This is a genomic window from Sphaerotilus natans (assembly GCF_900156335.1).
GTDB lineage: Bacteria > Pseudomonadota > Gammaproteobacteria > Burkholderiales > Burkholderiaceae_C > Sphaerotilus > Sphaerotilus natans.
The window spans coordinates 225,117-250,043 of sequence record NZ_FTMZ01000003.1 but is presented as its reverse complement, the minus strand read 5'-3'; the positions used below and the strand labels follow the sequence as shown (position 1 = coordinate 250,043).

The 24,927-nt window shown below is 72.2% G+C and carries 29 protein-coding genes; 28 read left to right on the top strand and 1 reads right to left on the bottom strand.

The window, feature by feature from the left end; all coding sequences use genetic code 11:
- Positions 1 to 30 precede the first annotated feature (30 nt).
- The 23 genes from BW996_RS04405 to BW996_RS04295 all read left to right on the top strand — a co-directional run bounded on the left by BW996_RS04405 (position 31) and on the right by BW996_RS04295 (position 19,888).
- Positions 31 to 636: a HupE/UreJ family protein gene (locus tag BW996_RS04405; RefSeq protein WP_310732034.1), complete on the top strand. Its 606-nt coding sequence runs from the start codon at positions 31 to 33 to the stop codon at positions 634 to 636.
- 58 nt (positions 637 to 694) lie between these two features.
- Positions 695 to 1,432, top strand: a complete 738-nt coding sequence (gene cybH, locus BW996_RS04400; RefSeq protein WP_037480679.1) for a Ni/Fe-hydrogenase, b-type cytochrome subunit — start codon at positions 695 to 697, stop codon at positions 1,430 to 1,432.
- Positions 1,432 to 1,788: a HigA family addiction module antitoxin gene (locus tag BW996_RS04395; protein WP_081838055.1), complete on the top strand. Its 357-nt coding sequence runs from the start codon at positions 1,432 to 1,434 to the stop codon at positions 1,786 to 1,788. The genes cybH and BW996_RS04395 overlap by 1 nt, the downstream gene beginning before the upstream one ends.
- Before the next feature lie 66 nt (positions 1,789 to 1,854).
- Complete coding sequence (locus BW996_RS04390) at positions 1,855 to 2,565, top strand: HyaD/HybD family hydrogenase maturation endopeptidase (RefSeq protein WP_037480680.1); 711 nt, start codon at positions 1,855 to 1,857, stop codon at positions 2,563 to 2,565.
- Position 2,566: 1 nt separating this feature from the next.
- Entirely contained in the window at positions 2,567 to 2,947 is a 381-nt protein-coding gene (locus tag BW996_RS04385; RefSeq protein WP_037480682.1) for a HypC/HybG/HupF family hydrogenase formation chaperone, read from the top strand.
- The gene (locus BW996_RS04380) at positions 2,944 to 3,420 is read left to right on the top strand and encodes a thioredoxin domain-containing protein (RefSeq protein ID WP_037480685.1); all 477 of its coding nucleotides are present in this window, start codon (positions 2,944 to 2,946) and stop codon (positions 3,418 to 3,420) included. Before BW996_RS04385 ends, BW996_RS04380 begins: the two co-directional genes overlap by 4 nt.
- Positions 3,421 to 3,462: 42 nt before the next feature.
- Positions 3,463 to 4,365, top strand: coding sequence for a hydrogenase expression/formation protein (locus BW996_RS04375; protein WP_037480689.1), 903 nt, complete (start codon positions 3,463 to 3,465; stop codon positions 4,363 to 4,365).
- Positions 4,362 to 4,610 (top strand): rubredoxin, encoded by a 249-nt coding sequence (locus BW996_RS04370; protein ID WP_037480692.1) that lies wholly within the window; start codon positions 4,362 to 4,364, stop codon positions 4,608 to 4,610. The genes BW996_RS04375 and BW996_RS04370 overlap by 4 nt, the downstream gene beginning before the upstream one ends.
- Positions 4,607 to 5,260 carry a [NiFe]-hydrogenase assembly chaperone HybE gene (gene hybE / locus BW996_RS04365; protein ID WP_051631808.1) on the top strand — a complete coding sequence of 218 codons (654 nt, stop codon included), beginning with the start codon at positions 4,607 to 4,609 and terminating at the stop codon, positions 5,258 to 5,260. The genes BW996_RS04370 and hybE overlap by 4 nt, the downstream gene beginning before the upstream one ends.
- On the top strand, positions 5,257 to 6,387 hold the full coding sequence (locus BW996_RS04360; RefSeq protein ID WP_037480696.1) for a hypothetical protein: 1,131 nt from the start codon (positions 5,257 to 5,259) through the stop codon (positions 6,385 to 6,387). The genes hybE and BW996_RS04360 overlap by 4 nt, the downstream gene beginning before the upstream one ends.
- Entirely contained in the window at positions 6,380 to 6,727 is a 348-nt protein-coding gene (locus BW996_RS04355; protein ID WP_037480702.1) for a hydrogenase maturation nickel metallochaperone HypA/HybF, read from the top strand. Before BW996_RS04360 ends, BW996_RS04355 begins: the two co-directional genes overlap by 8 nt.
- Before the next feature lie 40 nt (positions 6,728 to 6,767).
- A complete protein-coding gene (gene hypB / locus BW996_RS04350) occupies positions 6,768 to 7,676 on the top strand; it encodes a hydrogenase nickel incorporation protein HypB (protein ID WP_037480705.1) in 909 nt (302 codons plus the stop codon).
- The gene (locus BW996_RS04345) at positions 7,673 to 8,884 is read left to right on the top strand and encodes a Kae1-like domain-containing protein (RefSeq protein ID WP_051631809.1); all 1,212 of its coding nucleotides are present in this window, start codon (positions 7,673 to 7,675) and stop codon (positions 8,882 to 8,884) included. Before hypB ends, BW996_RS04345 begins: the two co-directional genes overlap by 4 nt.
- A gap of 3 nt (positions 8,885 to 8,887) precedes the next feature.
- Positions 8,888 to 9,151 (top strand): HypC/HybG/HupF family hydrogenase formation chaperone, encoded by a 264-nt coding sequence (locus BW996_RS04340; RefSeq protein ID WP_037480709.1) that lies wholly within the window; start codon positions 8,888 to 8,890, stop codon positions 9,149 to 9,151.
- Complete coding sequence (hypD, locus tag BW996_RS04335) at positions 9,148 to 10,287, top strand: hydrogenase formation protein HypD (RefSeq protein WP_037480712.1); 1,140 nt, start codon at positions 9,148 to 9,150, stop codon at positions 10,285 to 10,287. Before BW996_RS04340 ends, hypD begins: the two co-directional genes overlap by 4 nt.
- Before the next feature lie 81 nt (positions 10,288 to 10,368).
- Positions 10,369 to 11,427 carry a hydrogenase expression/formation protein HypE gene (hypE, locus tag BW996_RS04330; RefSeq protein WP_037480714.1) on the top strand — a complete coding sequence of 353 codons (1,059 nt, stop codon included), beginning with the start codon at positions 10,369 to 10,371 and terminating at the stop codon, positions 11,425 to 11,427.
- Positions 11,428 to 11,481: 54 nt separating this feature from the next.
- Positions 11,482 to 12,294 carry a YdcF family protein gene (locus BW996_RS04325; protein WP_037480716.1) on the top strand — a complete coding sequence of 271 codons (813 nt, stop codon included), beginning with the start codon at positions 11,482 to 11,484 and terminating at the stop codon, positions 12,292 to 12,294.
- 131 nt (positions 12,295 to 12,425) lie between these two features.
- Positions 12,426 to 14,879: a hypothetical protein gene (locus tag BW996_RS04320; protein WP_051631810.1), complete on the top strand. Its 2,454-nt coding sequence runs from the start codon at positions 12,426 to 12,428 to the stop codon at positions 14,877 to 14,879.
- Between the two features lie 5 nt (positions 14,880 to 14,884).
- Positions 14,885 to 15,973: a hypothetical protein gene (locus BW996_RS04315; protein WP_037480725.1), complete on the top strand. Its 1,089-nt coding sequence runs from the start codon at positions 14,885 to 14,887 to the stop codon at positions 15,971 to 15,973.
- Between the two features lie 82 nt (positions 15,974 to 16,055).
- Complete coding sequence (locus BW996_RS04310; protein ID WP_037480727.1) at positions 16,056 to 16,673, top strand: 3'-5' exonuclease; 618 nt, start codon at positions 16,056 to 16,058, stop codon at positions 16,671 to 16,673.
- Between the two features lie 10 nt (positions 16,674 to 16,683).
- On the top strand, positions 16,684 to 17,355 hold the full coding sequence (locus tag BW996_RS04305) for a phosphatase PAP2 family protein (protein ID WP_051631811.1): 672 nt from the start codon (positions 16,684 to 16,686) through the stop codon (positions 17,353 to 17,355).
- The gene (locus BW996_RS04300) at positions 17,352 to 18,896 is read left to right on the top strand and encodes a sigma-54-dependent transcriptional regulator (protein WP_081838056.1); all 1,545 of its coding nucleotides are present in this window, start codon (positions 17,352 to 17,354) and stop codon (positions 18,894 to 18,896) included. Before BW996_RS04305 ends, BW996_RS04300 begins: the two co-directional genes overlap by 4 nt.
- Positions 18,893 to 19,888 carry an NADH-quinone oxidoreductase subunit B family protein gene (locus BW996_RS04295; RefSeq protein ID WP_037480730.1) on the top strand — a complete coding sequence of 332 codons (996 nt, stop codon included), beginning with the start codon at positions 18,893 to 18,895 and terminating at the stop codon, positions 19,886 to 19,888. The genes BW996_RS04300 and BW996_RS04295 overlap by 4 nt, the downstream gene beginning before the upstream one ends.
- Positions 19,889 to 19,935: 47 nt before the next feature.
- Here BW996_RS04295 and BW996_RS04290 read toward each other — a convergent pair whose 3' ends face one another.
- Positions 19,936 to 20,952 carry an AraC-like ligand-binding domain-containing protein gene (locus tag BW996_RS04290; protein ID WP_162177970.1) on the bottom strand — a complete coding sequence of 339 codons (1,017 nt, stop codon included), beginning with the start codon at positions 20,950 to 20,952 and terminating at the stop codon, positions 19,936 to 19,938.
- A gap of 390 nt (positions 20,953 to 21,342) precedes the next feature.
- Here BW996_RS04290 and BW996_RS04285 point away from each other — a divergent pair, with 390 nt between their 5' ends.
- Genes BW996_RS04285 through BW996_RS04265 form a run of 5 tightly spaced genes read left to right on the top strand, consistent with a single transcriptional unit; the run spans position 21,343 to position 24,920 of the window.
- Entirely contained in the window at positions 21,343 to 22,866 is a 1,524-nt protein-coding gene (locus tag BW996_RS04285) for a ferritin family protein (RefSeq protein WP_037480733.1), read from the top strand.
- Positions 22,867 to 22,905: 39 nt separating this feature from the next.
- Entirely contained in the window at positions 22,906 to 23,172 is a 267-nt protein-coding gene (locus BW996_RS04280; protein WP_037480736.1) for a toluene-4-monooxygenase system B family protein, read from the top strand.
- 3 nt (positions 23,173 to 23,175) lie between these two features.
- Positions 23,176 to 23,511, top strand: a complete 336-nt coding sequence (locus BW996_RS04275; protein ID WP_037480739.1) for a monooxygenase system ferredoxin subunit — start codon at positions 23,176 to 23,178, stop codon at positions 23,509 to 23,511.
- A gap of 30 nt (positions 23,512 to 23,541) precedes the next feature.
- Positions 23,542 to 23,889 carry an MmoB/DmpM family protein gene (locus BW996_RS04270; RefSeq protein ID WP_051631813.1) on the top strand — a complete coding sequence of 116 codons (348 nt, stop codon included), beginning with the start codon at positions 23,542 to 23,544 and terminating at the stop codon, positions 23,887 to 23,889.
- 32 nt (positions 23,890 to 23,921) lie between these two features.
- Entirely contained in the window at positions 23,922 to 24,920 is a 999-nt protein-coding gene (locus tag BW996_RS04265) for an aromatic/alkene monooxygenase hydroxylase subunit beta (protein ID WP_051631814.1), read from the top strand.
- The last annotated feature ends 7 nt before the right edge of the window (positions 24,921 to 24,927 follow it).

The window sequence follows — 24,927 nt, the reverse complement described above, 5'->3', positions numbered from 1 at the left end:
AGCGGCAACCCGTCCCCCGAGGAGATCGAGATGACCATGACGACGAAGACGAAGAAAACGACGACGACCCTGCGCACCCTGGGCGCGATCGCGGCGCTGGCCGCCACCGGCGCCGCGCAGGCCCATACCGGCCACGGCACCGACAGCCTGTTCGCCGGCCTGGCGCATCCGCTCGGCCTCGACCACCTGCTGGCGATGGTGGCGGTGGGCACCTGGTCGGCGGTGGCGCTGCCGGCCGGGCGGCGCGCGGCCGGCCCGGCGACCTTCCTGGCCGCGCTGCTGGCCGGCGCGGTGGCCGGTGCGGCCGGCCTGGCGCTGCCGCTGACCGAGACCGCGATCGCTGCCAGCGTGCTGCTGTTCGGCCTGATGCTGGCCTTCGCGCGGCAGGTGCCGGTTGGCGCCGGCCTGGCGCTGACCGCCGCGGCCGCGCTGATGCACGGCCTGGCGCACGGCGCCGAGCTGCCCGCCGGCGGCCTGTTCGCCGGCTACGCGGCCGGCTTCGTCGTGACGACCGCGCTGCTGCACGCCGCCGGCCTCGGCCTGGGCCGGGCGATGGCCCATCTGCAGGCGCGCGTCTGGCAGGTGCTCGGCGGCGCGGTCGGTCTGACCGGCCTGGTGCTGCTGGCCCGCGGCTGACCGCCGCCCACCCTGCCGGCGTCGCCTGCGGCGCCGGCATCACGAGGAGGAGACACGCATGAGCACAAGCACCCCGTCGGCCCACAAGCTGGCCGACGCCACCGGCATCGATGCCGACGCGGTCGCGCACGGCCAGTCGATCCAGTCGGTCTATGTCTACGAGGCGCCGGTGCGCGTCTGGCACTGGATCAACGCGCTGGCGATCACCGTGCTGGCCGTCACCGGCTACTTCATCGGCCGCCCGCTGCCGACCATGCCCGGCGAGGCCAGCGACCATTTCCTGATGGGCTACATCCGCTTCGCGCATTTCGCCGCGGCCTATGTGTTCGCGATCGGCCTGCTCGGGCGCATGTACTGGGCGCTGGTGGGCAACCACCATGCCCGCGAGCTGTTCACGCTGCCGCTGCTGACGCCCGCCTACTGGAAGGAAGTGTTCCGGATGATCGGCTGGTACCTGTTCCTGGTCCCGAAGCCCAACCAGTATGTCGGCCACAACCCGATGGCGCGGCTGGCGATGTTCTGCGGCTTCTTCCTGTTCTCGATCTTCATGATCTGCACCGGCTTCGCGCTCTACGGCGAAGGCCTGGGCGCCGGCTCCTGGGCTGACCGGCTGTTCGGCTGGGTGATCCCGCTGATGGGCCAGTCGCAGGACGTGCACACCTGGCACCGGCTGGGCATGTGGGGCATGGTCGTCTTCGTGACGCTGCATGTCTATGCCGCGATCCGCGAGGACATCATGGGCCGCCAGAGCATCGTCAGCACGATGATTTCCGGCTACCGCACCTTCAAGGACTGATGCGCGCCGCCCCGCGTCCGCCCGTCCTGCCGCTGGCGCCGCGCGGCGTGCCGCTGCGCCGGCCCGAGCACCCGGGCCGCTTCCTGAACCGCCACTGCCTGATGCCGCTGGGCATCAGCCAGAGCGCGGCGGCGCGGCTGCTGGGCATCTCGCGCCGGCGGGTCAGCGAGCTGGTGCTGGGCCAGCGCGCGATGTCGGCCGACACCGCCATCCGCTGCGCGCTGGCCTTCGGCGTGGACGCCGGCTTCTGGCTGCAGCTGCAGGCGCGCTGGGACAGCTACCACCACTGGCGCGAACTGCGCGAGCGCATGCGCGAAGGCCGCGACCGGCCGGTGCAGCGCCCGGCCGCCGACTGAGCGCCCGCGCTCCCGCCCCCCGAACTCCCTGAATTTCCCGAATCCTTCCGACCGCCGAGGTCCGCCATGACACCTGACACGTCCGAACCGACCTGCCACCCGCCGGGTGACACACCCCCGCCCCTGCCGACCGGCCCGATCGTGGTGCTGGGCATCGGCAATGTGCTGTGGGCCGACGAGGGCTTTGGCGTGCGCTGCGTCGAGGCCCTGCAGCGCCAGTGGTCCTTCGCCGAGGGCGAAGGCCTTCCGGAGGTGCAGCTGATCGACGGCGGCACCCAGGGCCTGTACCTGATCCAGCATGTGCAGGCCGCCGCGCGGCTGCTGATCCTCGACGCGATCGACTACGGCCTGGCGCCCGGCACGCTGCACCAGGTCGAGAACGAGGAGGTGCCGAAATTCCTCGGCGCCAAGAAGATGAGCCTGCACCAGACCGGCTTCCAGGAGGTGCTGATGCTGGCGCAGCTCACCGGCCACTATCCGGCCGAGGTGCTGCTGATCGGCTGCCAGCCCGAGGAGCTCGAGGACTACGGCGGCAGCCTGCGCCCGAAGGTGCGCCTGGCGGTCGACGACGCGCTGGCGCTGGCGCTGGAGCGGCTGCGGGCCTGGGGCGCCCGCCCGGTGCCACGCGACCTGCCGCCGGAGGCCGACGAGGCGGTCACCGTGCCGACGCTGTCGCTGCAGGCCTACGAGGCCGGCCGGCCGGATGCGGCGCTGGCCTGCCGCATCGGCGACGAGCGCTTCATGCCACCGGCGGCGCGTGCCGCCGCAGGAGCCTGACATGTGCGTCGGACTGCCGATGCAGGTGATCGAATCCGCGCCCGGCCAGACGCTGCCGGCCGGCTGGGTCCGGGTGGCCGGCCGCGGCGAGGAGCGTGCAGTCGACACCGCGCTGGTCGGCGCCTGCGCGCCCGGCGAGTGGGTGCTGGTCTTTCTCGACCGGGTGCAGGAGCGGCTGGACGCGCGGCGCGCCGCCGAGATCGACGCCACGCTCGACCTGGTCGCCGGCGCGATGCGCGGCCTGCTGCCCGTCGACGCGGCGGCCGCCTTCACGCTGCCCTCGGCGATGGACGCGGCCGCGCTGGCGGCGCTGACCGGCGCCCCCGTGCCCGCGCCCGCTCTTTCCCCCTTGTCCTCCACGAACACGGAACTTCCACGATGAACTCTCCCGTCATCGACCCGGCCGTCGGCATGACCGATCCCGCCGCCGCCCTGCACCCGCTGTTCACCCGCCTGGTGCGCGAGTTCGGCGCCCGCGTCGTCACGCCCGACAGCTGCGCGGCCTGGGCCGCCGAGGGTGGCGACCGGGTGCTGCTGCTCGGCGGCGACCCGGTGCGCTTTCCTGAGGCGCTGGATGTGGCGGTGGTGCTGCCCGAGCTGCGCCGCGCGCACGGCGACCGCTTCGCGATCGGCGTGGCCGCGCGCGAGCACGAGGAGGCGCTGGCGCGCCAGCACGGCTCGCAGCGCTGGCCGGCGCTGATCTTCCTGCGCGACGGCCGCTACCTCGGGACGCTGGCGGGCATGCACGACTGGACCGACTATGTCGCGCAGGTCGGCGAGATGCTCGCGCGCACGCCGACCCGCGCGCCGATCGGCATCGCGGCGGCCGGCGCCGATGCACCGTCCTGCCGCTGAGCCGCGCCACCGATCCCGATGCCTCGATCTGCGGAGACCCCGATGAACACCCCCTTCTCTTCTTCCGCCCGCCCCTTCCCAATCCCGGTGGTGGCCCTCGGTCCCGGCAGCCAGGACGACGAGGAGCAGCTCGACTACATCACCATGCCGCAGGGCATGAGCACCTACCGCGCGCCGGCGCTGCCCGAGCCGGAGGAACTGGCCGGGCACGCCGGCGCGGTCGGCGTGCTGACGCAGGCGCTCGAGCGGCTGCAGGCGCTGCTGGCCGGCGAGACGGTCGAGCCGGTGCGGCTCGACGGCCTGACGGCGGTCGACCTGGCGCTGGTCAACCAGGTGCTCGGCGAGGGCGAGGTCAGCGCCCAGCTGCTGGCCGAGCCCGACCGGCTCGAGGCCGGCGCGCGGGTGCGCATCCAGGAATCGGTCTTCGCCGGCGTCTGGCGGGTGATCGAGACCGGCGAGGACGGCACGGTGCAGGACACGATCGAGCTCGGCGCGATGCCGGCGGTGCTGCGCCGTGCCGCGCGCGAGGATGCCCGCCCGGTGCCGGTGCCCGCACCCGATGCGCCGCTGCCGCCGGGCGTGCTCAACGCGCCGTCCATCCTGATCGAGCTGGCCGAGCACCGCCAGCACTGGCGCGAGGGCCAGCCGCCGGAGGTGGTCAACCTGACGCTGCTGCCGGTCACGCCGCAGGACATCGCCTGGCTCGACCACCAGCTCGGCACCGGCCGGGTGGTGATCCTGTCGCGCGGCTACGGCAACTGCCGCATCACCAATGCGCGCGCGCTCAACACCTGGCGGGTCGTCTACTACAACTCGCAGGACACGGTGATCCTGAACTCGGTCGAGGTCTGCGGCATTCCCGAGGTGGCCTGCGCGGCGCGCGAGGATCTGGAAGATTCGGCCGAGCGGCTGACCGAGGTGCTGCAGTGGGTGAGCCAGGCATGAATCCGGACCCGAACACGCCCGCCCGCTTCGAGGGCAGCTATCTGGGCGATGCCGCGCGTCTGCCGGCCAACGCGCGCCTGGAGTGCAAGATCTGCTGGTGGGTCTACGACCCGGCGGTCGGCGACGAGGTGTGGCAGATCCCGCCCGGCACGCCCTTCACCGCGCTGCCGGCGCACTGGCGCTGCCCGGAATGCGACGGCGACGCCGAGCAGTTCATGGTCATCGCCGAGGACGCCCCGCGATGAGCGACGACGCGCCGCAGCGGCGTCTGGCCGGGCTCGAGGCGGTGTTCCGCCGCATCGCGACCACGCGCATGCGCGGCGTGCCGGTGCTGAACCCGGCGCTGTCGGTGCAGGCGATCGGCTTCGGCCCGGATCCGCTGCGCACCGCGCCGGACGCGGCGCCGACGATGCTCGGCGTGCTGGTCACGCCCTGGTTCATGAATCTGCTGCGCCTGCCGCTGCGACCGGTGGACGGCCGCGATGCCGCGGCGCTGCAGGCGGCCGGCCTGGCGCCGCTCGGCCGCACGGTGGTGCGCCGCTACGGCGAGCACGCGCTGGACTTCACCGGCGCGCACGAGGCGGGCGAGGCCTCCGGCCGCTCCGAAGCCCCCGGCTTCATGCTGGGTGCCTGGGAGCAGGCCTCGCTGTTCTCGCCGATGTTCGCCTTCGCGGATCAGCCGGCCGCGGTGGCCACCGCGCGCGAGGTGATGCGGCTGCTGCGCCAGTCCTGGCGCGAGACCGCCCCGCCCCCCGCTCCCCCCCGTCATCCTCGCGAAGGCGAGGACCCACGCGAGCCAGCCGCGGCGGCCGTCGTGGGTGCCCGCCTGCGCGGGCATGACGGTGTGGGCGGGCCTGCCGGCGTGGGCGGCCCCGGCCGGGAGCGCATGCGATGACCGACACCCGCGCCCTGGCCGGCCACCTGCGCCTGCACCCGGGTCGCCGCGACGGTCCGGCGATCAGCGGCGGGCGGCCGGACTGGCTCGCCCGGCTGGCATCGGGCCGCGACGCCGACACGATGCCGACGCTGCTGGGCGCGCTGTTCTCGCTGTGCGCCGACGCGCACCGCGACTGCGCACGCGCCGCGCTGCGTGCCGCGCGCGGCCAGCACGAGTCCGCCGCCGAGGCAGCCGTCGCCGCGCAGGCGCTGCGCCTGGGCACCGCGCGCGAGCATCTGCTGCGACTGGGGCACGAGCTGCCGCGACGGCTCGGGACGAACGCGGACGCCGGCGCCGCCTGGCTGCGTGCCAGCCCGCCCTGGCGCGACGATCTCGATCCGATCGCGCGGCTGGCCGCGCTGCCGGCCTGGCTGCAGCAGCATCTGCTCGGCATGTCCCCGGCCGACTGGCTGCGCCGGCACGAGGCCGCGCCGGACGAGGCCGTCGCGGGCTGGGCCCGGGAACAGGCCGGTCGCCGCGAGCTCGATCCCGGCTCGCCGGTGCACACGCTAGCCGCGCTGGCGCCGCTGGCGCGCGCGCTCGCCACGCCGGGCCCGGCAGCGCTGCGCCCGGGCACGACCGACTGGGCCGCGCTGGCCCGCGCGATGGACGCCGACGCCGGCTTCTGCCGCCTGCCGCACCGCCCGGGCGATGCAGCCCCGGACGGCGTGCCCGACACCGGCCCGTGGTGCCGCGAGGCCGATGCGCCGGCCCAGGCCGCGCAGGCTGGCGCCAGCGCCTGGAGCCGCCTCGGCGCGCGTCTGGTCGAGCTGGTGCGGCTGGCCGGGCCGGACGGTGCACGGCGGCTGCAGCGCGGCGCGCTCGCGCTCGGCCCCGGCGACGGCCTGGCCTGGTGCGAGATGGCGCGCGGCCTGCTGCTGCACCGGGTGCGGCTCGAGACCGACGGCCGGCGCGTCGCCGCCTGGCAGGTGCTGGCGCCCACCGAATGGAATGCGCATCCGCGCGGCACGCTGGCGCAGGCGCTGGCGGCGCTGCCGGATACTGGCCCGCGCAGCGAAGCCGCGCGGCTGCTCGCGCTGGCCTTCGACCCGTGTGTCGATGTGGAGGTGATGGCCGATGCATGAACTCAGTCTCGCCGGCGGCATCGTCCGGCTCGTCGAGGACGCGGCCGAGCGTGAACGCTTCCGCCGCGTCAGCCTGCTGCGGCTGGAGGCCGGCGCGCTCAGCGGCGTCGAGGTGCGCGCGCTGCGCTTCGCGCTCGAGGCCAGCATGCCGGGAACCTGCCTGGAGGGCGCCGAGATCCTCATCGACGAGCCGCCCGGCACCGCCTGGTGCCTGGGCTGCGGCCAGTCGGTCGAGATCGGCTCGCGCGCCGACGCCTGCCCGTCGTGCGGAGGCTTTCGCCTGCAGCCCACCGGCGGCACCGAACTGCGCGTCGTCGACCTGATGGTCCACGACGACTGACATCCCACCGAACGACAGGAAACACGGAAAGGACTCCCCCATGTGCGTCATCTGCGGCTGCTCGACCGGCACCCCCGGCGCGGTGCACCAGCACGGTCACGACAGCGACCCGGCCCACCCTCATGCCCACCCGCATCACCATGATCATCACCACGGCCCTGCCCATGACCACGGCGACCTGCACTACGGCCAGGGCCCGGCGCGGGTGAGCGTGCCGGGCATGAGCCAGGCGCGCGCGATCCGGCTCGAGGCCGACGTGCTCGGCGCCAACCAGCGCATCGCCGACGCCAACCGCGCGCATTTCGCCGGCCACGGCGTCGTCGCCTACAACCTGGTCTCCAGCCCCGGCTCGGGCAAGACCACGCTGCTGTGCGCCACCATCGAGGCGCTCAAGGTCCGCGCGCCGGGCCTGCCGGTCGGGGTCATCGAGGGCGACCAGCAGACCACGAACGACGCCGACCGCATCCGCGCCACCGGCGCGCCGGCCATCCAGATCAACACCGGCAAGGGCTGCCACCTCGACGCGCCGATGATCGCCGAGGCCTTCGCGCGGCTGCCGCTGCACGGCCACCACCATCACGGCGACACGCCGGAACACGGCCACGGTCACGACCACACGCACGCCGTCGACCCGTCGCTGCTGCTGATCGAGAACGTCGGCAACCTGGTCTGCCCGGCGATGTGGGACCTGGGCGAGCGCGCCAAGATCGCCATCCTGTCGGTCACCGAGGGCGAGGACAAGCCGGTCAAGTACCCCGACATGTTCGCCGCCGCGCGGCTGATGGTGCTGACCAAGGTCGACCTGCTGCCGCATCTGGACTTCGATGTCGCGCAGTGCATCGCCTACGCGCAGCGCGTCAATCCGGACATCGAGGTGCTGCTGGTGTCGGCGAAGACCGGCGTCGGCATGGACGCCTGGCTGGACTGGCTGCTGCAGGACGTGGCATGAGCACGCCGACCGTGCTGGCGCTGCCGCGCGCCGCGCCGCGCCGGGTGCTGGCCTTCGGCGCCTGGCTGAAGAACAGCGCCGGGCTGCTGGAGGGCGATCGCTTCCGGCTGTCGGCCCTGCATGGCGACCTGGGCACGCCCGAGGCCTGCATCGCGCTGGAGCGCTCGGTGCAGGCACTGGTCGCGGCGGCGGACGGGCCGATCGAGGCGGTCGCGCACGATCTTCATCCCGACTTCCACAGCACCCGGCTGGCGCTGCACTGGGCCGAGCGGCTGGGCGTGCCGGCCATCGGCGTGCAGCATCACCAGGCGCATCTGGCGGTGCTGCAGGCCGAGGCCGGGCTGGACGGACCGCTGCTGGGCCTGGCGCTGGACGGCGTCGGGCTGGGCACGGATGGCACCGCCTGGGGCGGCGAGCTGCTGCGACTGGACGCGCACGGCGGCTTCGAGCGGCTGGCGCATCTGCCGCCTCTGGCGCTGCCCGGCGGCGATGTGGCGGCGCGGGAGCCGTGGAGGCTGGTCGCGGCGGTGCTGCATGCGCTCGGGCGCAGCGACGAGATCGGGCCGCGGCTGGCGCCGGGGGTCGGCGCGGCAGCGGCGCAGGGCGTGCGGACGATGCTGGCGCGCGGGCTGAACTGCCCGGTCAGCACCGGCGCGGGGCGCTGGTTTGACGCGGCGGCGGGCGTGCTCGGGCTGTCGGTGCGCCAGCGCGAGGAGGCCGAGGCGGCGATGGCGCTGGAGCGGTGTGCGGCGGGGTGGCTGGAGCGGCATCCGGAGGGTGTGGCGGGCGTGGGCCCTCGCGTTCGCGAGGGTGACGGTGCACGCGATGACAGTGCACGCGGTGGCGGGCTCAGCGGTGATCTGGGCGCAGCGGTGTGGGCGCTGTTCGAGGCGCTGCTGGCGGTGGACGGGCGGGATGCCGAGGCCTGCGGGCGCGGGGCGGCGCTGTTCCATGCGGGGCTGGCGGATGCGCTGGCAGAGGCCACGCTGACGGCGGCTGAGCGTGACGGCCTGCACGATGTCGCCTTCGGCGGCGGCTGCTTCTTCAACCGGCTGCTGAGCCAGCGCCTGAGCACGCGGCTGACGGCGGCCGGCCTGCGCGTGCACCGCCCGCAGGCGGTGTCCTGCGGCGACGCCGGTCTGGCGCTCGGCCAGGCCTGGGCTGCTGCGACGACGACGATTCGATCCAATATTCCGACGGAGACCTGAACGATGTGCCTGGCCCTGCCCGCCCGCGTGGCGGAACTGCTTCCCGACCCGAGCGCGATGATGGCGATCGTCGACCTCGGCGGCGTGCGCAAGGAAATCTCGCTGGCGCTGACGCCCGAGGCGCGGGTCGGCGACTACGTGATCGTCCACGTCGGCCACGCCATCGGCGTGCTCGACACCGAGGAGGCCGAGCGCACGCTGGCGCTGTTCGCCGAGATGGCCGCCCTGGACCCGGCCATGGCCCCTGCCGAGGAGACACCGCGATGAAATACGTCGACGAGTTCCGCGACGGCGAGCTGGCGCGCCAGCTCGCCGCCAAGATCCGCGCCGAGGCGCGGCCCGACCGCCGCTACCACTTCATGGAGTTCTGCGGCGGCCACACCCACGCGCTGTCGCGCTACGGCGTGCCGGCGCTGCTGCCCGACAACGTGCAGATGGTGCACGGCCCCGGCTGCCCGGTGTGCGTGCTGCCGATCGGCCGCATCGACCAGGCCATCGGCCTGGCGCTGCAGCACGGCGCCATCGTCTGCACCTACGGCGACACGATGCGCGTGCCGGCCTCCGGCCAGCTGTCGATGCAGCGCGCCAAGGCCCGCGGCGCCGACATCCGCATGGTCTATTCGCCCGCCGACGCGCTGAAGATCGCCCGCGCGAACCCGGAGCGCGAGGTGGTCTTCTTCGCCATCGGCTTCGAGACGACCACGCCGCCCACCGCGCTGGTGCTGAAGCAGGCCGCCGCCGAGAACCTCGCCAACTTCAGCGTGCTGTGCTGCCATGTGCTGACGCCCAGCGCGATCACGCACATCCTGGAGTCGCCCGAGGTGAAGCAGTGGGGCACGGTGCCGCTCGACGGCTTCGTGGGACCGGCGCATGTGAGCATCCTGATCGGCTCGGCGCCCTACGAGGGCTTCGCCCGCGACTACCGCAAGCCGGTGGTGATCGCCGGCTTCGAGCCGCTGGACGTGATGCAGGCCATCCTGATGCTGATCCGCCAGGTCAATGACGGCCGCCACGAGGTCGAGAACGAGTTCACCCGCGCCGTCACCCGCGAGGGCAACGCCGCGGCGCAGGCGCTGGTGGCCGAGGTCTTCGCGCTGCGCGAGAACTTCGAGTGGCGCGGCCTGGGCGAGGTCGCCTTCAGCGCGCTGCGCATCCGCGACGCGTTCGCCCGCTGGGACGCCGAGCGGCGCTTCGACCTGCGCTACCAGCCGGTGCCCGACCACAAGCAATGCGACTGCGGCGCGATCCTGCGCGGCGTCAAGCGCCCGAGCGACTGCAAGCTCTTCGCCACCGTCTGCACGCCCGAGAACCCGATGGGCTCGTGCATGGTCTCCAGCGAGGGCGCCTGCGCCGCGCACTACAGCTACGGCCGCTGGAAGGACATCGCGATCACTGCCGCCTGAGCCACCCAGGCTGTCCCCTCCGGTCCTTCCAGCCCCCTCCCGTCATTCCCGCGAAGGCGGGAACCCACCCCCGGCCCCCCCATGCCCCTCCGCAAAGACTACACCCGCCCGCTCGACCTGAAAAACGGCCGCGTCGACATGAACCACGGCGCCGGCGGCCGCGCCAGCGCGCAGCTGATCGAGGAGCTGTTCGCGCGCGCCTTCGACAACCCCGCGCTGCGCGAGGGCAACGACGGTGCGGTGCTGCCCGCGCCGCCCGCCGGCCACCGCCTGGTGCTGGCCACCGACGCGCATGTGATCTCGCCGCTGTTCTTTCCCGGCGGCGACATCGGTGCGCTCAGCGTGCACGGCACCGTCAACGACGTGGCGATGATGGGCGCGCAGCCGCTCTACCTGTCGGCCAGCTTCATCCTGGAGGAAGGCCTGGCGCTGGCGGACCTCAAGCGCATCGTCGACTCGATGGCCGCGGCCGCGCGCGAGGCCGGCGTGGCCATCGTCACCGGCGACACCAAGGTGGTCGAGCAGGGCCACGGCGACGGCGTCTTCATCAGCACCACCGGCGCGGGCTGGCTGCCGCCGGGCCGGCGCCTGGGCGGCGACCTGGCGCGGCCGGACGACGTGGTGCTGGTGTCGGGCCCGATCGGCGACCACGGCGTGGCGGTGCTGTCGCAGCGCGAGTCGCTGGCGTTCGAGACCGCGATCGTCTCCGACAGCGCCGCGCTCAACGGCCTGACCGCGGCGCTGCTGGCGGCCGTGCCGGAGGGTAGCGTGCGCGTGCTGCGCGACCCGACGCGCGGCGGGCTGGCGACGACGCTCAACGAGATCACCCGCCAGTCGGGCACCGGCATCACGCTCGACGAGGCGGCCATCCCGGTGCGGGCGCAGGTCGAGGCGGCCTGCGAGCTGCTCGGGCTCGACCCGCTCTATGTCGCCTGCGAGGGCCGGCTGGTGGCGATCTGCGCGCCCGAGGTGGCCGACAAGCTGCTGGCGGCGATGCACGCGCATCCGCTCGGGCAGCAGGCCGCGCGCATCGGCCTCGTCACCGACGATCCGCACCGCTTCGTGCAGATGGAGACACGCTTCGGCGGCCGGCGCGTGGTCGACTGGCTCAGCGGCGAGCAGCTGCCGCGCATCTGCTGAGATCGCGCCGGCCAGCGGCTATCGTGGCGGCCCGTGCCCGCCGCCCTTCACGACATGCCGCGTCTTGCCCTGCCCCCGTCCGTCCGTGCCGCCTCGCGCCTGCTGCTGCTGCTGGCCGGCGCCCTGCTCTGTCTGGACGCGCTGCTGCTGATGGCCATCGGCATGCGCCACCTGGGCGTGGTGCTGCCGCTGCCGATCGGGCTGGCGCTGATCGGCCTGGCCTGGCGCGGCGCGCAGTGGCAGCGCTGGCTGGCGCGGCAGCGCTGGCGCCAGCGCCTGTGGCGGGCCGTCTGCATCGGCTTCGGGCTGTGGCTGGCCAGCCTGCTGCTGTTCTTCCTGCAGATCGCCCAGGCCGGGCGGGAGGATCCGCAGCGCAGCGCCGAGCCGCCCGGCGCGATCCTCATCCTGGGCTCGGGCACCAACCGCTGCCGTCCCTCGCCGACGCTGCGCCAGCGCCTCGAGCGCGGGCTGGAGATGGCGCGAACCTATCCGCAGGCGCGGGTGGTGGTCAGCGGCGGGGTCGATCCGGGCTTCGGCTGCACCGAGGCCGAGGTGATGCGCCGCTACCTGCGCGGCCAGGGCCTGGACGAGGCACGCCTGCTGCTGGAGGAGCGCAGCACCAGCACCCACGAGAACCTGGTCTTCAGCCGGGCGCTGCTGGCGCAGGCCGGCCTGGATCCGCGCCACACCCCGGTGCTGGTGGTCACCAGCGACTTCCATGTGCCGCGCAGCCTGCGCATCGCCCGGCAGGCCGGCTATGTGCAGGTGCGGGCCGCCGGCGCGCCCACGCCGCGCCATCTGCGCTGGAACGCCTGGCTGCGCGAGTATTTCGCCTTTGCCAGCAGCCGGGCGCTGGGCGAGTTCTGAGCCTCGCCGCCCGGGCACGGTGCGGGCAGAAATCATGGGTGCGGCGCAGCCAATTCGGCTCATGGATGCGCCGGCAACACCGATATGGTCGATCGATTGACCCTGTCCCGTCCCAGACCCGGAGACCCGTGATGACCGACGCATCCTTCCGCCGCCGCACCAGCTGGCGTCCTTTGACCCTGAGCACCACGCTGATCGCCGCCGCCGCGCTGGCCGCCTGCGGTGGCGGCAGCAGCGACGACAGCACGGCCGGCGGCGGTGGCACGCCCACCAGTGCGGTGGCGCTGTCAGGCACCGCCTCCAAGGGCCTGATGGCCAACGCCGACGTGAAGGTGCATCCGGTGGCCGCCGACGGCTCGGTCGACCTGACGAGCACGCTGGCCTCGACCACCACCGATGCCGAGGGACGCTACAGCCTGAGCTTCGATGCCACCGTCTCGCGGCCCTACGTGGTGCGTGTCTCGGCCAAGGCCGACGGCAGCACCACCCATCTCGACGAGGTCACCGGCACCGCGCAGCCGCTGCCGGCCGGCTTCTCGATGCGCTCGGTCATCACCCCGTCGCAGGCCGGCACGGTCACCACCAGCGCCAGCATCACGCCGTTCAGCGAGATGGTGGTCGCCGCGGCCGAGCGCGCCGGCGGCGGCATCAGCGCCGGCAACACGGCGCAGGCCGTCTCGACCGTCAGCCAGCTGCTCGGCTTCGACCCGACCGCAGTCAGCGCCCGTCCGGTCGGATCCGCACAGAGCGAGGACGAGAAGAAGATGGCCGTCATGCTCGCGGCCGTCTCGCAGATGGCGTCGGGCGGCCAGCTCGGCTGCAGCGGCGACGACGCCGGCGCGCGCACCCGCTGCGTCGTCGAGGCGCTGTCGGCCTCGGCCAGCACCTCGTCGCTGAAGCTGGCCACCGGCAACGGCGGTACGGCCGTCGATGTCTCCGGCGCGCTGAGCAGCGCGCTGGGCACCGTGCTGACGACGCCCAAGCTCAGTGGCAGCGTGCCCGGCAGCCTGCTGGCCGGCGTGATCGCCACTCTCGGCTGCAAGGACAGCGGCTGCACACCGGCCGCAGCGGGCGGCTCCGGCAGCAGCGACCCGACCGCCACCGCGATCACCGCGGCCAAGCTGCTGTTCAACGAGATCCGCAGCGACTGGGGCGCGATGTTCAGCCGGGGCGGTGCCTCGCTGTCGGGCGGAGCCGTCAACATCCAGGCCTGGCATTTCCGCAGCGCGATGGAAGGCATCGAGGTGCCGGTCGACATGCTGGTCAAGGACACCGGCACCATGCTGATGGGCGTCGACCTCTACAACGACCTGATGGCCGGCCGCTCGGCGCAGACCATCCGCAGCCGAGGCGGCGACAACCAGGGCGGCCAGGTCGCCGGCGCCTGCGGCCTGTTCACCGCCACCGACCTGAGCACCCGCGCCACCAGCAGCGCCGACGCCCGGGTCATCGGCTGCCGCGCGGTCTACCGCAGCTCGCGCAGCTTCACGCAGAACACGATCGTGACCACCGAGTGGGTGCACGGCTTCACGCTGGAGCCGCAGGCCGACGGCAGCTTCACCTATGCCAGCCGGGCCCGCCAGCGCGTCAGCAGCTGCGACTACAGCAGCGGTGCCTGCACCGTGACCGCCAACACCGTGCTGCAGCCGCAGCTCGAGGCCTCGACCGGCCGGCTCGTGCCGACGCTGGACACCGCGCTGGGCACGATCCGCGGCTTCACGCTCGCCGGCGACCTGCCCGGCGGCTTCGCCAAGGGCTCGGACACGCTCGGCAGCCACCATCACACGATCGCGCTGACCGGCAGCATCGCCACCGCCGCCGACGGCCTGTCGGCCACCAGCCAGAGCGACACCTACGCGGTCAGCGGCACGCTGAAGGCCTACTCGGACGCCAGCACCGAGATCGGCACGCTGACGCTGCGCAGCGGCCAGCTCGCGATGTCGACGCTGACGGTCGGCGGCGCACCGGTGGGCACGCTGGCCGACCTGGACCTGCTGTGGACCACGCCGGGTGCCGAGTTCGAGGGCACGCTCAAGCTCAAGGACGTGGCGCTGACCCGCTCGGGCGAGTCCTGGGTGCCGACCTTCGGCCAGCTCAGCGGCGCGCTGCGCACCACCCGCGACGGGGTGAGCACCGAGTTCCTGAAGGCCACGCTGGAGGCGCGCATCAGCGGCGCGGGCAGCTACGACGAGCGCGAGGCCGACAGCGCCAGCAACCGCTTCGGCGTCGACCTGACGCTGACCGGCACCGTCACCGCGCCGCAGCGCCCGGTGCTCGAGTTCACACTCGGCACGACGATGCACAGCGATCAGGACAAGCCCGATGCGGTCAGCTTCCAGTACCGCACGCTGGTGGGCGGCACGCCGCGCATGGTGGTCTCCGGCACCGCGACCCCCGGCAGCGACGGCAGCGGCGCACGCTTCATGCTGCGCGAGGCCACCAGCAAGCTCTCGCTGGGCTGGACCGGCCAGCCGAGCTCGGCCGAGCTGAAAGCCGGCGACACGCTGATCGGCCGCATCGACGCCTCCACCCGGATGCTGACCTTCACCGACGGCAGCTTCGTCTCGCTGGACATCGGCCTGTGAGCCGGATGCCGCCGCGCCTCGCAGCGCTGTTGCTGGCGACCGTCGCAGCGGCCCACGCGCAGCCGGCCGCGCCGGGCTGGCGGCTCTCGCTGGCCTCGGACCGGCATGTCGACGCGCTGGCGCTGAACCGGCTCGGCGACGACGAGGCCGCTCGCGCGCTCGATCCACGTGCCGGGCGCAATCTGGGCTATCTGTTCGACGAGCTGCGGCTCGAGCGCGGCGGCGGCGACGGCACACGCCTAGCGCTGCTGGCGCGCCAGCGCGCGATCGCCATCGCCAGCGAGGGCGCGCTCGACCTGGCCCGCCAGGTCGAGACCGGCGGTACGCCAGGACGCGACCGCGACTGGCGCGTCGACCTGGACCATCTCGGCTTTGCCGGCGCCGGCCTCGAGCTGGGCACGCGCGATCTGACGCTGGCCCCGGGCATGACGCTGGCGCTGTCGGCGCAGGCGCTGGCGCTGCAGCGGTTGAGCGCGCGCCAGATCGACGGCCACGCCGGCTGGCGCCAGACCGAGGACCGCTATCAGGCCGAGCTGCGCTCGCTGCAGATCGACGACCGGCTCGACTTCCCGTTCCGCCAGCCGATGGCCGCGCGCGGCTGGGCACTGCTGCTGGGCGGGCGCCTGGCGCTGCGCGACGGCGCCTGGGACGGCGCGCTGCGCTGGCAGGACGCGGGCTGGCTGCGCTGGCGCGGCCTGCCGCAGCAGCAGGCTCAGCTCTCCACTGACCAGGCCGGGCTGGACGCCGACGGTTTCGTCAGCTACCGCCCGCTGATCGAGGGCCGCAACCGTCAGCCGTCCTGGCGACACACGATCGCGCCGGTCAGCACACTGGAGATCGGCTGGCGCGGCGAGGGGATCGGCCGGCTGCAGGCCGGCCTGGTCTGGCTGCCGGGCTGGGGCGTGCTGCCACGCCTGGGCTGGCAGGGCCAGGCCGGCGGCTGGGGCCTGTCGGCGCAATGGCGGCCGCACGAGCGCCGCATCGGCATCGGCATCGAGCGCGGTGGCTGGTCGCTGCAGCTGGGCAGCGACCTGCGCGGCGGCGAACGTCGATCGATGCTGCTGCAGGTCGGCGGGCCGCTGCCGTCGCTCTGACCCGACAGGCCCGGCGCCGGGCCTGATCTGCCATGATCGCGGCCTTCTTCCGCTGCCCGCGGCTGTCCCGCTGCTGCCCCTCATGTCCTGCATCGCCGTCATCGACTTCGAGACCACCGGCGGATCGCCCGCGCTGGGCGACCGTGCCACCGAGGTGGCGATCGTCCTGCTCGAGGACGGCCGACCGGTCGAGCGCTTCCAGAGCCTGATGAACGCCGGCCGGCCGATCCCGGCCTTCATCTCGCAGCTGACCGGCATCAGCAACGCGATGATCGCCGCCGCGCCGCCCGCCGAGCAGGTGATGCGCGAAGCGGCGCGCTTCGTCGGCGAGCTGCCGATGGCCGCGCACAACGCCGCCTTCGACCGCCGCTTCTGGCAGGCCGAGCTGGCGCTGGCCGGGCTGGCGGCGCCGCATCCCTTCATCTGCACCGTGATGCTGTCGCGCAGGCTCTATCCCGCGGCGCCCAGCCACCGCCTGGGCGATCTGGCCAGCTACCACCGCCTGCCGAGCACCGGCCAGGCGCACCGGGCGCTGGCCGATGCCGAGATGGCCGCGCATCTGCTCGGCCGCATCCAGTCCGATCTGCGTCAGGCCAGCATGGGTCCGGGCAGCGAGGGCCGCTGCGATCACGACTGGCTGATGCGGGTGCAGTCGCTGCCGAAGCAGCGCGTCGCGCAGATGCTGGCCGGCGCACGCTGACCGCACCAGCATGAAAATCCCTCGCGCACTGCCGGCCGGCGCGCTGCTGGCCCTGCTGACAGGCCTGGCCGGCGGCCTGCTGCTCTGCCCGGACGGCGTCTGCCGCATCGCCCCGCTCGATCACGCCGGGCTGGCGCTGTTCCACGCGCTGCGCTCGGACCGCACCGACCGGCTGGCCGCCGCGCTGACCTGGGCCGGCTCGCTGGCACTGCTGCTGCCGCTGGCGCTGGCCCGGATGGCCTGGCTGCGCCGCCAGCAGCAGCCCTGGCCGGAAGCGGCCTTCGTGACGGCAGCGCTGCTGGGCACGACGCTGCTGGTGCATGCGGTCAAGCTGCTGGTGATGCGCCCGCGCCCGGACCTCTTTCCCACCGGTTTGCCGCTGCCGCCCGACCTGAGCTTTCCGAGCGCCCACACCGCGCAGGTGCTGGCCGTCGTGCTGGCGCTGTGGCTGCAGCCGGGCCGGCCACGCCCGGGCGCGATCTGGCTGGCCGCCGGCCTGGCGCTGGCTGGCGCGGTCGCGGCCACCCGGCTGCACCTGCAAGTGCACTGGCCGACCGATCTGATCGGCGGCGCGCTGATGGCGACGATCTGGGTGCTGGCCCTGGCCCGTGCGACCCGTCCCGGCTCGCGCATCTGCGGATGCGGGCGGTACCCGGCCGGGACACAATCAGACCCGCCATGAACGCCCCCGATTCCCTGCCCTTCGACGACACCGATCCCGACGGCCTCGACGAGGCCGACCTGCCGCTGGTGCTGCTGGTCGACGACGAGGTGCGCTCGCAGGACGCGATGCGCCGCACGCTCGACGAGGACTTCCGCATCCTGTGCGCCAGCTCGGCCGAGGAGGCGCGCGCGCTGCTCGAGCGCCACGAGGCCGCGGTCATCCTGTGCGACCAGCGCATGCCGGGGCTGACCGGCGTGGAATTCCTGCGCGAGGTGCGCGAGCGCTGGCCGGAGACGGTGCGCATCGTCATTTCCGGCTACACCGACAGCGAGGACATCATCCGTGGCATCAACGAGGCCGGGATCTACCAGTACATCCTCAAGCCCTGGGTGCCCGACCACCTGCTGCAGACGGTGCGCCAGGCGGTGGAGGCGCGCACGCTGCAGCGCGGCGTCAGCCGGCTCGAGCTCGACCTGCGCGCCGGCACCACCGCGCTGCGCACCCGCCGCGGCGACCGGCTGGCGCAGGCGCGCGCGACCTTCGACTTCGAGCGCATCGAGCGCGCGCCGGGCAGCCCGCTCGACGCGGTCTGCGCGATGGCGGCACGGGTGGCGCGCTTCGACCTGCCGGTGCTGGTGCTGGGCGAGTCGGGCACCGGCAAGGAACTGCTCGGCCGCGCGATCCACTACGCCAGCCCACGCGCCGACGGCCCCTTCGTGCTGGAGAACTGCGCCGCCATTCCCGACACTCTGCTCGAGTCGGAGCTGTTCGGCCACAAGCGCGGCGCCTTCACCGGCGCCTTCGAGGACCATGTCGGCCTGTTCCAGCGCGCCCACGGCGGCACCGTCTTCCTCGACGAGATCGGCGAGACCTCGCCGGCCTTCCAGGTCAAGCTGCTGCGGGTGCTGCAGGAGGGCGAGCTGCGCCCGGTGGGCTCGACCCGCTCGGTGCCGGTCGACGTGCGGGTGATCGCCGCGACGCACCGCCGGCTCGACGACGAGGTGCGCGCCGGGCGCTTCCGCGAGGATCTCTACTACCGCCTGGCCGGCATGACGCTGCAGATGCCGGCGCTGCGCGAGCGCGCCGGCGACATCGCGCCGCTGGCGCGCCGGCTGGCCGGCGAGGTCGGCGCCGAGCTGGGCCTGTCCGGCGTGGAGATCGGGCCGGAGGCGATCGCGGTGCTGATGGCCTATCCCTGGCCGGGCAACATCCGCGAGCTGCGCAACGAGATTTCCCGCGCGATCGTGCTGGGCGATGGCCGCCGGATCGCGCCGCACGACTTCTCGGCCACCGTGCTGCACGGCCAGACCGGCCGCCATGCACCGGTCGGCGCGGCCGGCGCGGCCGGCCTGAACCTGCCCGGCCTGCCGCAAAGCGGCACGCTGCAGGAGCGCCTGGATGCGATCGAGGCGATGGTGCTGCGCGAGACGCTGCTGCGCCACCGCTGGAACAAGACCCGCGCGGCCGTCGAGCTCGGCCTGTCGCGTGTCGGCCTGCGCGCCAAGCTGCGGCGCTTCCAGCTCGAGGACACCCCGGCGTCGGCCGGGGAGACGCCATGAACCTGCTGTGGCTGCAGTCGGGCGGCTGCGGCGGCTGCTCGATGTCGCTGCTGTGCGCCGACACCGCCGACTTCGCCGGCCAGCTCGAGGGCGCGGGCATCCGGCTGCTGTGGCATCCGTCGCTGTCGCTGGCCAGCGGGGCGGATGTGGTGGCGCTGCTCGACAACCTGCTGGCCGGCCGGATCGCGCTGGACGCGCTGTGCGTCGAGGGCGCGCTGCTGCGCGGTCCGAACGGCACCGGGCGCTTCCATGTGCTGGCCGGCACCGGCGTGGCGATGATCGACTGGGTGCGGCGGCTGGCCGGCGTGGCACGCCATGTGGTGGCGGTCGGCGCCTGCGCGGCCTGGGGCGGCGTGACCGCGGCCGGCAGCAACCCGACCGAGGCCACCGGACTGCAGCATGACGACGAGCGCCCGGGCGGTCTGCTCGGGCCCGACTTCCGCAGCCGCTCCGGCCTGCCGGTGGTCAACATCGCCGGCTGCCCGACGCATCCGGGCTGGGTGCTGGAGACGCTGATGGCGCTGGCGGCCGACCTGCTCGGCCCCGCCGACCTCGACGCGCTCGGCCGGCCGCGCTTCTACGCTGACCAGCTGGTGCACCACGGCTGCACCCGCAACGAGTTCTACGAGTTCAAGGCCAGCGCCGAAAAGCCCTCCGACCTCGGCTGCATGATGGAGCACATGGGCTGCAAGGGCACGCAGGCCCATGCCGACTGCAACACCCGGCTGTGGAACGGCGAAGGCAGCTGCACCCGCGGCGGCCACGCCTGCATCTCCTGCACCGAGCCCGGCTTCCAGGACCCCGGCCACGCCTTCGCCGAGACACCGAAGATCGCCGGCATCCCGGTGGGCCTGCCCACCGACATGCCCAAGGCCTGGTTCGTCGCGCTGGCCTCGCTTTCGAAGAGCGCCACGCCGCGCCGGGTGCGCGAGAACGCCACCGCCGACCACCGGGTGGTGGCGCCGCAGATCAGGAAGACCGGGCGGAGGTAGCGGGCGCACCGCCCACTCCTCAGGCTGGGCGCTGCAAGAGAGGTCATTTACCGCCGGCCCGGGCTCAGCGTCGCGGAGGGCAGCTCATTGAAACGCGCCAGGTAGGACTGCGCAAAATGGCCGAGATGCAGGAAACCGTGGACACGAGCAATCTCGGCCACGGTCACAGGCATGCCGTTCCGGGAAGCCTGCAGCAGCTCGGATCGCACATGGTCCAGCCGCAAGCCTTTCCAGGTGGCCATGGGTGTGCTGTTCCGGTAGCGCCGGAAGCCCTCGTGCAGATTGCGCACACTGACGCCCGCCAGCCGCGCCAGAGTCTCGATGTCCAGGGGTTCGTGCAGATGAGCAATCATCACGTCCTCGGCACGCCGAACGAAGGCAGGCGCGATGTCAGCCCCGGTCCCGACCAGGGCTTCGCTGTAGCTATGGCGGTGGCCGAACAGCAAGGTGCTGGTCACCAGGCGCTCCACCTGGTCTGCCATCTGGGGCTGGACAGCGGCCAGGCGGGTGAATTCTGCGCATCCGAGCAAGAAGGCCAGCAGGGACCGCCAGCTGCCGAAATGAGGCGCCTGGGGATCGACCGCCAGATCGAACTCGATCGGCCGATTCGGCAGGTGGCCCACCTGGGCCAGACAGGCGTCCTCGATGGCCCGGCGCTCCAGTCGGAGGATGAAGACATCCGCATCGGCACGCCAATCCATGTGCAAGGGCTGGGTGGAACTGACCACGGCAGCTTGCGCGGGCGTGGCCGCCACACGCTGCGCGCCCGATCGGATGTCGACCACACCCGACAGCGGCATGAAGACCATGACGAAGTCGTTCATCGGCTCCGAGTTGATCGACACGCTGGCACCGTAGCTCAGCCGGTTGAAGGACAGCCTGGCCAGGCGCAGATGGTCCATCTGCGCCGCCAGCCGCTGTGAACTGCCCAGCACACCCATATGGTGCGGGCGAAAGACCTCGCCCACGCGGGCACAGGTCTCTTGCGCATCGTCGGCACCTCGAAATAACGCGTGGGCCGACAGGTGACGGCTCAGTTGCTCGGCTGGAAGCAGGCTGCTCATCGGCATGAGCGCTTCTGGGGGCGCTGGGAGAGGCACTGCAGGGGCATGGCGGGCTTCGGCTGGCACGGGAACACGGCGGCGACGTGTGGCGGCCAAGTTTTCACAGGCCACTTGAACTGGAGCAAGAGGGTTTGCACCAGGGCCATCCAGTCGATCACCTGCTTGAAAACCCTAGAGCGGGAAAGTCCTGAGCCGGTGGCTGCGCACCAGGGACAGGCCCTGCACGCATGGGATCAGCCCGTACCGTCGGGCCCGAACAATCGCATCCACCCCCTTCGCCAGGAGGCCCGCAGTGTTCCTGCCGGCCCGTGCGGCGCAACAGGCCTGGGAAACAGGAGGCCCAGCGTGAGCCAGGCCCCCTGACCGATCACCCCCAAGAAGGAGTCAGACATGGCATTGCTGAATCGCAGCGACTGGTACGACATCGCTCGCCAGACCAACTGGACCCCTCGGTATGTGACCGAGGATGAGCTGTTCCCGGAAGTGCAGGCGGGCGCACTGGGCATCCCGATGGAAGCCTGGGAGGTCTATGACGAGCCCTACAAGACCTCATACCCCGAGTACGTGCGCGTGCAGCGCGAAAAGGACTCCGGCGTCTACTCGGTGAAGGCTGCGCTGGAGCGCAATCGCCTGTTCACCGAGGCCGATGCCGGCTGGCGCTCGATCCTGAAGCTGCACTACGGCGGCGTGGCCCTGGCCGAGTACGCGGCGCAGCAGGGCGAGGCTCGCATGGCCCGCTTCGGCATGGCGCCGGGCATGCGCAACATGGCCACCTTCGGCATGCTCGACGAGAACCGCCACGCGCAGTTGCAGCTGTACTTCCCGCATGAACTGGTCGGCCAGGATCGCCAGTTCGACTGGGCGCACAAGGCCCTGCACAGCAACGAGTGGGGCGCCATCGCCATCCGCGCCATGGGCGACGACCTGCATCTGGCGCGCGACGCGGTCTCCTCCGCCATCATGCTGACCTTCGCCTTCGAGACCGGTTTCACCAACATGCAGTTCGTGGGCCTCTCGGCGGACGCCTGCCAGACCGGTGACTACTCGTTCTCGCACCTGATCTCCAGCATCCAGACCGACGAGGCCCGGCATGCCCAGATCGGCGGCCCGACGCTGCAGATCCTGATCGCCAATGGCAAGAAGGCCGAAGCCCAGCGCCGCATCGACATTGCCATCGCCCGCGCCTGGCGCATCTTCGCGGTGGTCAGCGGCCTGTCGATGGACTACTACACGCCGCGCGAGAACCGCAAGCACTCGTTCCAGGAGTTCGCCAACGAGTTCATCGTCGGCCAGTTCCAGCGCACGCTGATCGACCTGGGGCTGGACCTGCCCTGGTACTGGGACATCCTGATGAAGGAGACCGAGTACATGCACCATGCCTACCACATCGGCATCTGGACCTGGCGCCCGACGGTGTGGTGGAACCCGGCGGCCGGCGTGAGCCTGGCAGACCGCGACTGGCTGGAACAGAAATACCCCGGCTGGAACGCCACCTTCGGCCGCTGCTGGGACGTGATCATCGACAACCTGGTGGCCGGACGGCGCGAGCTGACCTATCCCGAGACGCTGCCGGTGATCTGCAACATGTCCGGCATCCCGATCTGCGGCATCCCTGGCGACAAATGGTCGCTGCAGGACTACCCGCTGGAGCACGAAGGCCGCACCTACCACTTCGGCTCCGAGATCGACCGCTGGATCTTCCAGCAGGAACCCGCGCGCTACCGCGACCACATGAGCCTGGTGGACCGCTTCCTGGCCGGACAGATCCAGCCGATGAACCTGATGGGCGCGCTGCAGTACATGGGCCTGGGCCCGGGCGAGGCCGGCGACGACGCCCATGCCTACGCCTGGGTGGCCGAGTACGCCCAGCGTGCCGCGGCACAAGCCGCGGGTGACCTGCCGGCCGCCGCCTGAAGTGGCATCGCCCATCCCCCAACCCACACGGAGACACTGATGGCGCTGTTCCCCATTTCCTCTGCCTTTGAAGGCGACTTCTGCTTGAAGCTGGTCGCCGTGGACACCGAGCACACCATGGACGAGGTGTGCGCGGCGGCTGCCCACCACTCCATCAACCGCAGCGTCGCGGCGCGCCCGGGGCACCGGGTGCGCGTGCGCAAGCAGGGCGAGCAGGCCTTCCTGCCACGCGACATGAAGCTGGCCGATGCGGGCATCGCGCCCATGCAGTGCCTGCAGTTCATGTTCGAAGCCGAGGAGGTCTGAGCCATGACGTTCAAGACGGTCTGCAGCCTGGATGAACTCTGGGAAGGCGAGATGGAGAGCCGCGAGGTCGATGGCCAGGAGGTCTTGCTGGTCTGGCCCGACGGCGGCGAACTCATCGCCTACCAGCCCATGTGCCCGCACCAGGAGGTGGCCTTGATCGAGGGCAAGTTCGACGGCAAGACCTTGATCTGCCGCGCCCACAACTGGGTCTTCGACGCCTGCAGCGGCAAGGGCATCAACCCCAGCGACTGTGCATTGACGAAGTTCCCGCTGCGCATCGAAGACGGCCAGATCCTGGTGGATCTGGACGTCGAGGTCGCTCGCTTCACCCACACCTGACCCGCGCCCCCCCTTTTCTCAGGAGACGACATGAGCAGCACCACCGCCACGGCCACGGCCACGGCCACGGCCGCGGCCATTGGCCAAGGCTACAAGAACAACCGGGTTGGCCCGGTGATCCGCGCCTGCGAGATCTCGCGTGCGGTGATCGACGCCGCCCATGAGGACAACCCCGGGCGCGAGATCGTCGTCGATGACCAGATGGCCTATGTCCGCATCTCCACCGACGGCGAACTGATCATCCGCCGCGCCACGTTGGAGGAAGCTCTCGGGCGACCGTTCCAGATGGCCGAGCTGGAGCTGAACCTGGCGACCTTTGCCGGCCGGATCGAGACCACCCAGGATCAGGTCCGGTTCTTCCTGACCAAGACGCTCTGACCCTCTCGCCCCATCGCCTGGAGATCCGCCCCATGAGCACCCCCCAAGCTGCACCGGCTGTCCCGAAGCCCTTGAAGACCTGGAGCCACCTGTCCGGCCGTCGCAAGAAGCCCACCGAGTACGAGGTGGTGTCGGTCGACCTGCACACCACCACCGATCACCCCGAGGCGCCCTTCGAGCTGGACGCCAACATGCCGATGTCGATGTGGTTCCGCCAGTACCGTAGCGGCTCGCCGCTGCGCCACCCGGACTGGAACCAGTTCCGCGATCCGGCGGAGATGACCTATCGCGTCTACAACATCGTGCAGGACGGACAGGAATCCTTCGTCTGCGGCCTCCTCGACCAGATGTCCGAGCGCGGTCACGACAGCATGCTGGAGTCCACCTGGGCGGGCTCGCTGGCGCGGCGGTATGCGCCCATGCGTTATCTGTTCCATACCCTGCAGATGATGTCGGCCTACGTCACGCTGATGGCGCCGGCGTCCACGTTGTCGAATTGCGCCTCCTACCAGACGGGCGACCACTTCCGCTGGCTCAGCCACACCGCCTATCGCACCGCGGAGCTGGCGCGCACCTTCCCGGACCTGGGATTCGGCCAGAGCGAGCGTGGCTACTGGGAAGACGACGTCGCCTGGCAGGGTCTGCGCGAGCTGATGGAGCGCGCCCTCGTCACCTGGGACTGGGCCGAGGCCTGCTTCGTGCTGAACGTGGTGGTCAAGCCGGCGGTCGAAGAGGGGGTGATGCTGACCCTGGCCGATGCGGCACGCCAGAACGGCGACAGCGTGCTGCCGCTGGTGGTCGACTCGCAGCTCCATGACGCTCGCCGCCACCGCCGCTGGTCCACCGCCTGGGTGGCCATGGCCATGGAGCAGGAGGGCAACCGGGAGGTGCTGCAGGGTTGGCTGGCGCGCTGGCAGCCGCTGGCCGATCGGGCCGTGCGCAGCTATTGCGCCACCTTGCCGGACGGCGAAGCCGCTGCGGACAGAGCACTGAAAGTGGTCGCCAGTCACCACCGTGTGATGGGTCTTTGAGGAGATG